12 protein-coding genes and 1 tRNA gene are annotated in these 12,776 nt (G+C 63.1%); 6 read left to right on the top strand and 7 right to left on the bottom strand.

Annotated features, from left to right (window positions below):
• Positions 1–994: 994 nt before the first annotated feature.
• Entirely contained in the window at positions 995–1,609 is a 615-nt protein-coding gene (locus ACQUSY_RS12230; protein WP_428904745.1) for a GNAT family N-acetyltransferase, read from the bottom strand.
• A 4-nt stretch (positions 1,610–1,613) separates the two neighbouring features.
• Positions 1,614–2,501 (bottom strand): UTP--glucose-1-phosphate uridylyltransferase GalU, encoded by an 888-nt coding sequence (galU, locus tag ACQUSY_RS12235; RefSeq protein WP_428904746.1) that lies wholly within the window; start codon positions 2,499–2,501, stop codon positions 1,614–1,616.
• Positions 2,502–2,550: 49 nt separating this feature from the next.
• Between galU and ACQUSY_RS12240 the strand changes: the two genes are divergently transcribed.
• The 3 genes from ACQUSY_RS12240 to mscL are packed head-to-tail and all read left to right on the top strand — an operon-like array spanning position 2,551 to position 3,870.
• Entirely contained in the window at positions 2,551–3,141 is a 591-nt protein-coding gene (locus ACQUSY_RS12240; protein WP_428904747.1) for a 5-formyltetrahydrofolate cyclo-ligase, read from the top strand.
• Between the two features lie 34 nt (positions 3,142–3,175).
• Positions 3,176–3,454 carry an FmdB family zinc ribbon protein gene (locus tag ACQUSY_RS12245; protein WP_428904748.1) on the top strand — a complete coding sequence of 93 codons (279 nt, stop codon included), beginning with the start codon at positions 3,176–3,178 and terminating at the stop codon, positions 3,452–3,454.
• Positions 3,455–3,477: 23 nt separating this feature from the next.
• Complete coding sequence (gene mscL / locus ACQUSY_RS12250; RefSeq protein WP_428904749.1) at positions 3,478–3,870, top strand: large conductance mechanosensitive channel protein MscL; 393 nt, start codon at positions 3,478–3,480, stop codon at positions 3,868–3,870.
• A gap of 52 nt (positions 3,871–3,922) precedes the next feature.
• Here the strand turns inward: mscL and ACQUSY_RS12255 are convergent, their stop codons facing one another.
• The gene (locus tag ACQUSY_RS12255) at positions 3,923–4,108 is read right to left on the bottom strand and encodes a hypothetical protein (RefSeq protein WP_428904750.1); all 186 of its coding nucleotides are present in this window, start codon (positions 4,106–4,108) and stop codon (positions 3,923–3,925) included.
• Positions 4,105–7,776, bottom strand: a complete 3,672-nt coding sequence (locus ACQUSY_RS12260; protein WP_428904751.1) for an AAA family ATPase — start codon at positions 7,774–7,776, stop codon at positions 4,105–4,107. The genes ACQUSY_RS12255 and ACQUSY_RS12260 overlap by 4 nt, the downstream gene beginning before the upstream one ends.
• A gap of 193 nt (positions 7,777–7,969) precedes the next feature.
• Between ACQUSY_RS12260 and ACQUSY_RS12265 the strand changes: the two genes are divergently transcribed.
• Positions 7,970–8,494, top strand: coding sequence for a methylated-DNA--[protein]-cysteine S-methyltransferase (locus tag ACQUSY_RS12265; protein ID WP_428904752.1), 525 nt, complete (start codon positions 7,970–7,972; stop codon positions 8,492–8,494).
• A 44-nt stretch (positions 8,495–8,538) separates the two neighbouring features.
• Positions 8,539–8,611, top strand: a tRNA-Arg gene (locus ACQUSY_RS12270).
• 82 nt (positions 8,612–8,693) lie between these two features.
• On the opposite strand, the gene ACQUSY_RS12275 is transcribed toward ACQUSY_RS12270, so the two are convergent.
• The 3 genes from ACQUSY_RS12275 to ACQUSY_RS12285 form a co-directional block, all read right to left on the bottom strand.
• Positions 8,694–9,191, bottom strand: a complete 498-nt coding sequence (locus ACQUSY_RS12275; RefSeq protein ID WP_428904753.1) for an HNH endonuclease — start codon at positions 9,189–9,191, stop codon at positions 8,694–8,696.
• A gap of 309 nt (positions 9,192–9,500) precedes the next feature.
• Entirely contained in the window at positions 9,501–10,391 is an 891-nt protein-coding gene (locus tag ACQUSY_RS12280) for a M23 family metallopeptidase (protein ID WP_428904754.1), read from the bottom strand.
• Positions 10,392–10,712: 321 nt separating this feature from the next.
• The gene (locus ACQUSY_RS12285) at positions 10,713–11,414 is read right to left on the bottom strand and encodes an iron-dependent transcriptional repressor DtxR (RefSeq protein WP_428904755.1); all 702 of its coding nucleotides are present in this window, start codon (positions 11,412–11,414) and stop codon (positions 10,713–10,715) included.
• A 96-nt stretch (positions 11,415–11,510) separates the two neighbouring features.
• On the opposite strand from ACQUSY_RS12285, the gene serC reads away from it, so the two are divergent.
• Entirely contained in the window at positions 11,511–12,623 is a 1,113-nt protein-coding gene (gene serC, locus ACQUSY_RS12290) for a phosphoserine transaminase (RefSeq protein ID WP_428904756.1), read from the top strand.
• The last annotated feature ends 153 nt before the right edge of the window (positions 12,624–12,776 follow it).

Here is a 12,776-nt window from a genome sequence, read left to right on the forward strand (position 1 = left end):
TACCGGGGCAACCTCAACCGGCACAGCACGGCGGGCGACGCGCGACATCCGCTGCAGCACGGCGACACCGGCCACACCGGCGAGCACGCCAACAACCGCAACAAGTACCTGCGTCGAAACGGCACCCCACACGACTCCGGCGATACCGAGCACCGTGATGCCGAGTGCGATCAACCGCACCGTGCGACGGGCGCGAGCTTGACGCTCCGCAACCGCCGCCGGAGCCGTGCGTGCCGCGTGTAACTCGGCACGCAGGCGCTGGTGCTCGGCGGCCGCATCAGCTGATGCGCGAGCACGCTCCGCTTCAACACGAACCTTCGTGAGCTCACGCTGCGCCACCTCGTCGGCACGACGCTGCTCACGAGCAGCCAGCGCACTCGTGCGCAACCGCTCCTTCTCAAACTCTGCTTCTTCGCGCACCCGCTCAGCCTCAGCGCGCGCGGCTACCTCTTCGAGGTTNTCACGAGCAGCCAGCGCACTCGTGCGCAACCGCTCCTTCTCAAACTCTGCTTCTTCGCGCACCCGCTCAGCCTCAGCGCGCGCGGCTACCTCTTCGAGGTTCCGCCTCTCCTGCTCGGCCTGGCGCGCAAGCTTCGTTTGACGCCGCGCAGCACGCGTCTGCAGGTCAACACGAAGCTCTTCGGGATGGTCGCTGGTCTCGGCCAGAATGCGCAACGCCTGGCTCATGCGCACGGCGTTACGTTCGGTCGCGTTGTACTGATGACGCGAGTGCCAGCTGGGCAGGAGGTACACCAGCCACAACACCGCCGCAATCAGTACGACGACGCCTCCCCCGAGAACTTGACCCTCCATGCGCCCTACGGTATGCGAAGTCGTGCCATATTTCCGAATGAAACACGCACAAACCTAAAGGTTCAAGCTCAGATTCAACCTCAACCGCGCACAAACCCACTTTCGGACCTCATTTTTGCCACCGAAACCAAGGTTCCGGAACCATAAACCGGGGGGGGTTACGAAACCACAAACCGGGGGGTTACGGAACCACGGCTGCGGCAGACTCCGGGGCGCGGCCCGAAGTCCAGCGCTTCAGAATGCCCTCGGGCACTTCATCGGCCGTGAGAGCGAAGGCGTAGTGATCGCGCCACCCACCGTCGATGTGAATGTAGTTCTTGCGAGTGCCCTCGTAGCGAAAGCCCAACTTCTGTACGACGCGCAGGCTCGGCTTGTTCTCCGGGCGGATGCAGATCTCCATGCGATGCAGGCGCAACTGGCGAAACGCGATATCGGTCGCCATGGCGACGCACGTCGGCGTGACGCCCTTGCCCGCGAAGCGTTGCGAAACCCAGTACCCGATCGTGGCCGAGGAGAGCGAGCCGCGAGCAACGCCCCAAATGTTGAGCTGCCCGGCGATTTCGCCGTTGTACTCCATGACAAACGGCACGCCGAGGCCATCACGGTACTGCTGGAGGAGACGGCGAACGCCCGAGCGCATATCGAACGACGGTTCCATGCCCGGAATCGTGGCCTCCCAGGGGGAGAGCCACGCCCGATTGGTCATGAGCTCGTGTTGTAGCGCTCGGGCGTCCTTGGGTTTGACAAGGCGGAGCGTGATCGGGCCATAGTGGCTCGTGATCTGGGGCTCCACCATTGGCTTACAGGTCTGCCGCGAATTCCTTGAGCCACGGACGCAGCTCCGGACCCAGGTCGGCACGGTCGGCAGCGAGCTGCACGATGGCCTTGATGTAGTCGACGCGGTCGCCGGTGTCGTAGCGGTTGCCGCGCAGGATCACGCCATAAACGCCGGGGCCTTCGGGGTCAGTTGCGAGCACCTGAAGGGCGTCGGTGAGCTGAATCTCGTTACCCTTGCCAGGCTCGGTGACCTCGAGAATGTCGAAGATCTCCGGGCTCAGCACGTAGCGCCCGATGACGGCGAGGTTCGACGGTGCGTCTTCCTTCGCCGGCTTCTCGATGAGCCCGGTAATCTTCACGACGTCAGGGTTGTCGGTTGCCTCGACGGCAGCGGCGCCGTAGAGGTGGATGTGATCGGGGTCGACCTCCATCAGCGCGATGACCGAAGCGCCGCGCGCTTCGTGCTCGGCGATCATCGACGGCAGCAGCGGGTTGCGCTCGTCGATCAGGTCGTCACCCAGCAGCACCGCGAACGACGAGTTGCCGACGTGTGCGCGCGCACGCAGAACAGCGTGTCCGAGGCCCTTCGGCTCGCCCTGGCGAACGAAGTGGATGTCGGCGAGGTCAGACGAGTGCTGTACGCGCTGCAGACGCGCTTCGTCACCCTTGTCGATGAGCTTCGTTTCCAACTCAGGCATCTGGTCGAAGTGGTCGCTGATCGAGTTCTTGTTTCGACCGATAATGACGAGAACATCTTCGATTCCGGCCTGCACGGCTTCCTCGACAACGTATTGAATAGCCGGCTTGTCAACGACCGGCAACATCTCCTTGGGCATCGCCTTCGTCGCGGGGAGGAAGCGCGTGCCGAGGCCGGCTGCAGGAATGACTGCCTTCATGCGTGTTTCTGGCATTACCCCAGCCTAGTCGGCCTCTTTCCGATTCCCGACATAGAATCGACACATGCCCGGAGATATCGAGCACACAAAGAACGCATTGCGCGCAGATCTGCGTCAGCGCCGCCAATTACTATCGCCGATTCAGCAGGAGCAGGCTGAAGAATCACTCACCGCACAGTTGTGGCATCTCGTTGAGTCCACAGGTGCGACGTCGCTCTCGTGCTACCTTGCGACGACAATTGAGCCCGGCACCCGCACGTTCGTGAATCAAGCCATCGAGCGTGGCCTGCGGGTGCTCCTTCCCAGCACGCGTGCCGATGGCCTGTTGGACTGGGTTGTCGCGACCACAGACGGTGAAGAGGCGACGGGCCCCTATGGGGTTCCGGAACCTGTGGGCGAGTTGCTGGGGCCGATTGCGGTTGACGAAGTGGATCTCCTGGTGATCCCCGCTGCCGCCGTTGATGAGTCGGGCATGCGGCTGGGGTGGGGTCGTGGCTACTACGACAAGACCATCGGCTCGATCGAAAAGTGCCCGCCGGTGTACGCCGTAATCTTTGACGCAGAACTTCTCGATGAGGTTCCCACTGAGCCCCACGATCAGCCCGTGAGCGGCGTCGTCACGCCGACGCGCGTCATCACTTTCCCTCAGCGCTGAACCCGCAGCGCCAACTCCTGCCAGAAAGCAAAACATGCCTACCTATGCCTATGCCTGCACGCAGTGCAGCCACGCCTTTGACGCCGTTCAGTCGTTCAGCGAAGCATCGCTGACGGTCTGCCCCGAGTGCGGTGGCGCCCTGCGTAAGCAGTACGGTTCGATCGGTGTGACGTTCAACGGTGGCGGCTTCTACCGCACCGATTCCCGCGCAGGTAAAGGTTCGGTAGATTCCAGCGCGTCTTCCGGCGCGACCAGCGGTTCTGCGTCATCATCGTCTTCTGGAGGAAGTACCTCCGCCGCCACGTCGTCGTAGCGGAGACAGAAAAAGGGACTCAAATGTTTAAGGGATTCCGTGATTTCATTCTGCGCGGCAACGTCATTGACCTTGCCGTCGCTGTCGTTATTGGCGCGGCATTCACCGCCGTGGTCACGGCGATCGTTGACGGCTTCATCACGCCGCTGATTGCCGCAACCGTACCGACCGGCGATATTGCTGACGCCGTGCTGTCGATTGGCAACTGGCACATCGCGTGGGGCCTCATCGTCGCCGCGATCATTAAGTTCATCTCGGTCGCCGCCGTCGTGTACTTCGTGATGATCGTTCCGATGAACAAGTTCAAGGAGATCCAGGCGAAGCGCGCTGGCGTCACCGAAGAAGAGGCAGCCCTGTCGGAGACCGACCTGCTGGTTCAGATTCGCGACCTGCTCGCCGAGCAGAAGAAGGCGTAACGCCCTTCGCTCGCAGAAAGCGCCGTCCCGATGGGGCGGCGCTTTCTCGTTGTTAGTAGTGGGGCGGAACCTCGCGGCGCATGCGCTCGTCGTTGGGGCCGGAACCCGCGGGCTGCGCAACGATGTTTGCAACCACCGGGTCATCTGCTTCTGGCTCAGCCGTGGTTCCGGGAGCCGCCGTCAGCCGCGCACGACGCGACCCCGCGACCCGAACGACATGCTGTCGTTCGTCGCTCATGAGGCGTCTTCTGCGGCCTCGGTGTCGGCGAACGGAATGGCGCCCAAGAGTGCGGCAATTCGCGAAGCCACCCGACCCGGGTCGCTGTAGAGATCGAACGAGTGCACGCGAACATAGTGCCATCCCAGCTTGCGCAAAGTCTGTGGGCGCAAGCGCAACGATTCGCGGAGCGAGTCGCCGTAGATCTCCGGATCACTCTCAACGACAACAGCACGGCCGTTGTGTTGCGCGACGAGCGGGAGCACGCCACGGTAGTTCACATTGAGGGTGACGCCGAGGGCGCGCAGTTCGCGAGCGAGCTGCAGCATGAGCGGGTCAGCCAGGTCTTCGAGGTGCGTCTCGCGGGAGCGCTCGGCGATGCCCGACAAAATCGTCATCAGCGTTGCGGCACCGTACTCGAGGCGATCATCGGTGAAGGCCGTAGGGCGAATCGACGACACGACCGTCATCGAACGACGGGCACGCGTCATACCAACCGTGAGTAAGCGCTCGCCGTCGGGTGTCGACAGGTCACCGAAGTCGCTCAACACACGGCCGTGACGGGTGAGGCCGTAGCCCAGCGAGAAGATCACGCGGTCGCGGCTCTCGGCCACCGACTCTTCGAGCGTCAGCACCGCGAACGGCTCGCCGTTGTCACGCGAAACGAAGTCGGCAACGTCGGCGCGACCGGCGAAAGCGTGAGCCACAGCAACGCGCACGCGTTCGGCGTGCTTACGGCTCGCAGTGACCACCATGAGTGATTCTTTGGGGCGGTTCACGGCGTGCTCAACCACGACGGTTGCTACACGCTGAACTTCGGCTTCGGGGCTCTCGACCGCGCCAGAAATCGGGTCGGGAGCGCCAACACCACCTTCGACGTAGTCGACGGTCAGGCTGCCGCGACCCAGGTACGAACCGGCCCACGGCATCGAAACAATTTCGCCGCCATAGAACGCGTCATTGACGAGCTCGGCGAGGTCTTCGCCGCCGACACGGTAGCTCCGGGTGAGTGTCTCGACCGGCACGAGTTCAGCAACGCGCTCAAAGACGCTCGTAGTGTCGAACTCGTGCTCGCTCTCCCACTCCCCCGACGTCGTCGTGGCAATGTCGAACGGCGTCGGCGCTTGCGTAACCGGGTCACCGAACAGCACGACTTGGCGGGCGCGACGAATCGCGGGCGCGGCCTCAGCGGTGTTGATCGCGCCAGCATCGGCAATCAGGACGACGTCAAAATCAGTGTCGGGAATGCGCGGCACGTCATACGGTGACGCCACCCAGACCGGAACCAGCACACGCGCAAGCGTGGGAGCAGCGGCTCGAAGGGCCGCCGGTGTGAGTCCGCCGCGCGTGATCGCGGTGCGCAGCGCTTGCGCCTCAGCAGGCTGATCGATGAGCGCGATGCGCCAGTCGGTCGCGAGACGCCACGCGAGGAGCGGACCGGAGTTGGCGTTGTGGGCTTCGTCGACGAGACGGAAGTCGCGTTCGAGGCTGTCCACGACACTCGTGCGGGCACCGAGCAGTGCCTTATCGGTCTGCAACAGGTGCTCAATGGCCGACAGCCACCACGCACTTTCCAGCTCCGCGGCAACGCGATGCTCCGGAACGTGACGTTCGGAAAGATCCGACAGCAATGGTTCCAGCCCCATCTTCGCCAACTCAACGCGAAGCTTGCTGCGCTCGATGAGGTTGTCGAAGAACGTGGACTCGGCGGCGAGACCCGCGAGGGTGCGCACCAATTGTGCGACCGGCAGGGCCGACAGCTGGGCGGCTCCGGCGCGGCCGAGCGGCTTGTCGAGGGCTCCCAAATCAGCGTGCACGCGCTGCCACGCCACCGCGACATCTTGGAGCCCGGCGGGAATCTCCGGAACCACACCCTGGTCTACATAGCGCTGCCACGCCGTGCGCTGCTTTTGAATACGCACCAACGCGGCGTGCATATCTTGCACATGCACGCCGGGGCGAACATACTCGCGCGCCACGGCCTTCAACCGGCGGCGCTGAGCACCAGACATCTGTACCCCGTCGCGGCGCGTGGCGTGAGCGGCAATGAGGTCGGTGAGGGGGCGCTCGAACACCGTGGGGCTGAACTTATCAAGTGACTCGAGCATGCCCTGCAGCAGCTTGAGGTACTCGCCCAGCTCATCAACGGTGAGGAACGGACGCATGCGCGTCTGTGCGATGAGCGCGTAGCCGCGTTCAAGGAGGTTGGGCACCTCGGTCTTGTTGAGCTTGCCGGCGAGTTCATGGGTCGCCTGCGCAGCGGCCGTTGACTCGAACGATGCGCCATACCAGGGCGAGTCATCGGGGCCAAACTCGAACTCGCCGAGCTTCGCGGCAAGCGTGAGCTTTTCGGCTGCTTCGGTGCGGTCTTTCGACAGCGCGGCAAGAGCGCGAGCGTCGAGGCGAGCCTGCGTTTTCGGCGGCTCGGGGTGCTGGGCGATCTTCGCGAGCTCGCGCGTCGCGTCAATCGCACTCACGTTAAAGGCCGGGTGCTTTTGCGTGAGAGCAGCGCGATAGTCGCGGAGCACGGCGCGGAGGCTGACGAGCGCTTCATCGACTTCGGCTACCGCTGGTTGTGCGGCCCTTTCGTTGCGGCCGATCGCGCGAATGAGGTCTTCTTGCAGGTTCGTGGTGCGCACGGCGAGGCCATCGAGGCCAATGCCAACGAGGCGGTGGCGCAGGCCATCGAGGGTCGAGCGTCGGGTGCTGACGACCAGCACACGCTTGCCAGCCTGCACGAGGGCACCGACCGCGTTGATGATCGTCTGCGTGCCACCGGTTCCGGGCAGCGTTGCGACAGCCAGCGACTGGCCGGCGACGATGCGCGACAGCACGCGTTCTTGCTCAGCGTCAGCATCGAGCAGGAGCGTGTCGGCGGCCGGTGAGCGGTCGTCGGGCCCTGCCCACGCCGCGATTGGTCGCTGCTGCTTCAGAAAGTCGCGGTCATCGGCGTGGCCCGCGAGGGCGTTGAGGATCGGGTGGTCGAGACCACCGTCAGCTGCCATGTGTGCCGAGACGTCGGCGAACGTCGAAACGATGAGGCGCGGGTGCACGGCAAACGTATCGATGCGTGTCGTGAGGCGGCGGAGTTCATCGATGACGCGCTGCGGCTTGAAGATGCCACCCTCGTGCGCGAGCGCGGCGAGACGTGCGCCGTCAATCGTGATGGCGTAGTGCTCACGCATCGCACGAACCAGCTCGGGGTTCACGAACATCGGGCCGTGAAGCTTGAGCTCGTAGTCGTTGAAGTGGCGACGGATGCCGAGCGGGCGCAACAGCACGGGGGCAGTGTACTCCACGCCGCCGATTCGCCAGGAGGCGAGGCCCGTGGCGAGGTGCACCGAGTCGATGCCGCGAACCGCACGAAGTTCAATGTTCTTGGCGGTGATTTGCTCGGCGGCAATGCGAGCGGTTCGCATCGCTACCTCATCGCGGAACAGGCCAGAAAGTAGTGTCGATCGGCCCGTGATGAACTGCGGCAGGCTACCGGGGTGGGCCTTCGTGATCTCGATGCCCGCTTCGGGAACATCGTGGTATCGCAGCAGGGGCGACGGGCCACCCAGCTCGGCGCTTTCGGCAACAATACGATCGCGTGCGGGTTGCGCAATGTGAGCGGCCACCACACCCGGACCGAGGTCGCCGATCATTCCGGGTTGCACCGCCTGCGCGAATTCGCGATCTTCGTTCATGAAGAGACGTCCTTCTGTTGCCGACATCTACCACAGTAAGCGCCTGCGTGGTGGAAAGACGGTATCCCTCGCGCAGTTTGCCGCAGAATATCGACGCAACGCACGCTCCCTCCACAATCAGGATTTTTCTATAGTTCTCCCCCGGTCGCCGACATGTCATTCTGGAACCATGCGAGGCACACAGGATGAAGGCATGACATATACCTGGGATGCCGTACCCACACCCGTCGGCCTCGTTGTCGCTGTTTTTGATGGCTCCGCTTTGGTGAGCGTTCACCTCACCGAAACTGACCCGCTGTGGGAGATCGAACGTGTCTCTCGCCTGCTGTTCGAAACACCCGTCCACGAACCCGGTGCCGCACACGAGTTGGCCCGACAGGTCGATGAATACTTCGCGGGAACGCGACGCTCTTTCGACCTCAATCTCGATTGGCGGTTGACGGGGTCTGGCTTTACCCGCGCCGCGCTCCAAGCGATCACCGAGATTCCTTACGGCGAGACCATCAGCTACGGCGCGATCGCGGGCCTCGCCGGTCGGCCCCGCGCGGCTCGCGCTGTCGGCTCTGCCTGCCGCACGTCGCCGTTCTCCCTTGTGGTGCCGGTGCACCGTGTCGTGCGATCCGATGGTTCCGTTGGCGAGTACGGCTCCACCCCCGACATCAAAAAGTTCCTGATCGACCTGGAGCGCCAAACGCTTGAGGCCGCATCGGCTGCATAGCGACGGTCATCCGAAGGTGGCGCCGCCGATTAGTCTAGAGGTACGCCCCCGTAGCTCAGTGGATAGAGCGTCGGTTTCCTAAACCGTGCGTCGCTGGTTCGAGTCCAGTCGGGGGCACACTCTCACGCGCAAATGACGAGCCGATCGGTGGCGCAGTCATCCCCACTGTGGCGCACACGGAGCTGTTCAAGACGTGCGCCTAAGCCGCTACCCCCAAGTAGGGCTCCCACGACGCTTCTGCACGTTCTGCACCCTGTACCGTCCAGGTTCCGCCCCGCGGTGCCCGCGGCTTGATTCGGAGCTCCCAGCCCATCTCCTGGGGAGTGCGGTTGCTTTTGAGGTTGTTGCAACGCAGACAGCACGCAACGAGGTTCTCCCACGACCCGTCGCCGCCGCGTGAGCGGGGCAGGACGTGATCGATCGTGGAGGCAGCACCCCCACAGTAGGCACAGCGGAATCCGTCGCGGCGCAACACGCCCCGCCGGGTCGCCGGCGTGCGGCGCGTTCGCGGAAGACGAATGTACTGCGTGAGCACAATCACTGCGGGTCGCTCATACATGGTCGTCGCCGTCCATACCGGGTCGTCGACAACGGCTTCCAGCACCGTTGCTCTCTCATTCATGACCAGAAGCAGCGCTCGCTTAAATGACACAACTGCGAGCGGTTCATATCCGGCATTTAGTACCAACGTGCGCATCCGTCGTCCTCTCGATGGGGCCCGGCAGGCTGCTGGGCGCTTCGATGCATGGCGGCGTGGTGGTGGCGAAAGAGTGCCCAGAAACAACAAAAGGTGCTGTCTTGTCAGACAGCACCTCGGTGGCGCGCACGGCAGGGCTATGCATGTCGTGTCGCAGGCATGGCAACAGAACCTCTCGGCCCCCAGCACCCATGGTTTGGGTGCGTGGTCGTTGGTTCATGTGCTCACTCTCCACTTCTCCTCGTCGGGTAAAGAGTAAACCCGCCAGCAACCTTTTCAGGTCACTGGCGGGTTAATTCTTCGTATTCGTTAGCCGACGTTGGCATTCAGCCATGCCATCGGGTCAACGAGCGAGCCATTGACCTCAACCTCAAAGTGGAGGTGGTTAGCCGTCGAGCGGCCCGTCGTGCCGACCGCGCCGATCGGCTGACCGGCGGCAACCGTGTCGCCGACGCTAACGAGGCGCGTGCCGTACGTCATGTGACCGTACAGGGTCGACACGCGCTGACCGCCAATGACATGGTCGATCACGACGCCGACTCCGTAGCCCCAGTAGCTTTCGCTCGAGACGGTAACAACACCGTCAGCCGCAGCGTAAATAGGAGTCATCGCCGGAGCGAGGATGTCAACGCCATCGTGCGAGCCACCGCGCGAGCGGAAGCCATCGCCGATGTAGTCATAGCTCTGCAACGGGAAGATCACGGCACCCGAACCGGCGGGAACCATCGAGAGGTCCATGCTGGCCCATGCGCTTGCGGCCTTCGAGTTCGACACGGCCGCTGCAGCAGCCTGAGCTGCCAGCTCCTTGGCGCGCTGAGCAGCGGCTTCTTCAGCCTTCTTCTGCTCAATCTCACCAATGGTGGTGGCTGCGTATGTCGTCGCCGTCAGGTTCGTGGTGTCAGCGTCAGATGCCACTACGAGGGTCTGGGCGCCATCTTCGGCAACCTGTTGCAGGGTGACCGTCTCATCAGCGGCCGGCTTAAATGCGGCGTAAGCAGGCAGTGCGACGGTGGCCACGAGGCCAGCGACGGCGCCGAAGATTGCGAGCGCCCGGATGGGGCGAATCTTCTGGTGAGCCTGGGCCGAGGCCACGGGCTTCTTGGTGTTCTGTTCTGCGCTACGACGGGTAATTCGAGAAGTTGAAGATGGTTCGACCGACGCGTCGGTCTCGTTCTTCAACGGTTCGTTCTGTGACGACAAGCTGATCCTCCGGGCGCCTCTCCACAGCTAATGGCGGCTCGTCGGCACTCTGTTACAGGGCACTTTGTGCATCGGGACCCGCGGAAATGACGAGCCAGCGAGGCATTCTCCACGGTGTCCTCCGGCCAGCTTCTCGCCCTCGGACTTGAGCAAGGCTACCCGAATGTAACGATATTGTCTCGCTGAGACGGAACTTTTTCCGGAATTCTCATGTTGGAGAGATTCGATAATCCGGAGATCGTCGTCTTGTACCTCATCACACGAGGGCAAAATCCGCATGATCTCGCGGAAACCCGGGGCAAATTTCGGGTTAGCGAATCGCTACGTGCGGTCGCTCAACAAAAAGATGTGCGCGGCAACTTCGACGGGCAATTCGAGACCGGCGTCGTTACCGTCCATTTCGACGAGCACATAGCCCTCGTTGAAACGGAACTGACCGTGCGCACCGGGCAGTACGCCCGCGTCACGGAACTGCTCCAGCAGCTCAGGATCGACCTGCGCAGGCTCTGCCAGACGCCGCACGGTGCCCTCAATCGGGCGGCCAGCGTCGGTGAGGCGCTGCACAAGGCCCACCACTCCCTGCTCGAACGTGGCGTTCGTCTCGCCACCCACCTGGTCGAGTCCGGGAATCGGGTTGCCATAGGGCGATTCAGTCGGGTGTCCGAGAAGCTCAACCAGGCGACGCTCGACCTGCTCGCTCATGACGTGTTCCCAGCGGCACGCCTCTTCATGCACGTACGCCCAGTCGAGGCCAATAACGTCAGACAGCAGACGCTCCGCAAGACGGTGCTTGCGCATCACGTCAACGGCCTTCTGTCGTCCTTCGTCGGTCAACTCCAGCGTGCGAGTCTCAGAGACGACAACAAGGCCGTCACGTTCCATGCGTCCGACCGTCTGTGAGACGGTGGGGCCGGAGTGGCCCAAGCGCTCAGAGATGCGAGCACGCAGCGGCGTAATGTTCTCCTCTTCCAACTCCAGGATGGTGCGGAGATACATTTCGGTGGTGTCGATCAGGTCAGTCATGACGCCTCACAGCTCAGATAAAGAATGCTCTCTAGCCTACCGACTTTCGTCGTCACACTCTCCGGGGGCGTCCCGTGAAAGAACTAGACTGAACCCATGGCGACAGTTGAGATTCCCCGAGACCTCCTTCCCGCTGACGGCCGCTTTGGTTGCGGCCCCTCCAAGGTGCGCGAGGAGCAAATCACTGCGCTCGCCTCGGCTGGTCTCTCGTTGCTGGGTACATCCCACCGCCAGGCCCCCGTCAAGAACCTCGTCGGTTCGGTCCGTGATCTCATGAGCACGATGTTCCGTCTGCCGGAAGGCTACGAAGTCATCCTCGGCAACGGCGGCTCGACCGCGTTCTGGGATGCCGCCGCTTTCGGCCTCATCGAGAACCGCGCCCAGAACCTGGTGTTCGGTGAGTTCGGTGGCAAGTTTGCGAAGGCTGCCGCAGCTCCCTGGCTGCAGGCACCGGATGTGCGCAACGCCGAGCCCGGAACCATTGCCACGGCAGAAGCAGCGGCTGGCATTGACGTATACGCCTACCCCCACAACGAGACCTCGACCGGTGCGGCATCGCCGATCTACCGCGTTGCGGGCGACGAGGGCGCTCTGACCGTTGTTGACGCGACGAGTGCAGCCGGCGGCATCGACTTCGACGTCACCGAAACCGACGTCTACTACTTCGCCCCGCAGAAGAACCTCGGTTCTGACGGCGGCCTGTGGTTCGCCATCGTCTCTCCCGCCGCCATCGAGCGCATCGAGCGCATCGCGGCTTCGGGCCGATACATTCCTGACTTCCTGAGCCTGAAGCAGGCACTCGACAACTCGCGCCTCAACCAGACGCTCAACACGCCGGCTCTCACGACGCTTCACCTCCTGAACAGCCAGCTCGATTGGATCGTCAGCAACGGCGGTCTCGCGTGGGCAGACGCCCGCACGCGCGAAAGCTCTGGCGCCCTGTACGAATGGGCCGAGGCTTCTGCCGTAGCTACGCCGTTCGTAACGAACCCGGAGCACCGCTCCCCCGTCGTCGCCACGATCGACTTCGACGACTCGATTGACGCCGCCGCGATCGCGAAGACGCTGCGCGCCAACGGCATCGTCGACACCGAGCCGTACCGCAAGCTGGGCCGCAACCAGCTGCGCGTTGCCACGTTCGTTTCGATTGAGCCGAACGACGTGCGTCAGCTGATCCGTAGCATCGACTACGTGCTGGCCAACAGCTAAGACACCAACGACAAAGGGCGGCCCTCACGTGAACTGCTCCCCGGAAGTTGGACTGAGAAATCAGATACCAATTTTCGGGGAGTTTTTCTATGCGTGCACGTTCCGCACTTTCACCCAAGCAACGCGAACTCGCAGTCGGATGCTTTGAGGAGG

This window comes from Microbacterium daqui (genome assembly GCF_050408675.1).
In the GTDB taxonomy this organism is placed as follows: Bacteria; Actinomycetota; Actinomycetes; order Actinomycetales; family Microbacteriaceae; genus Microbacterium.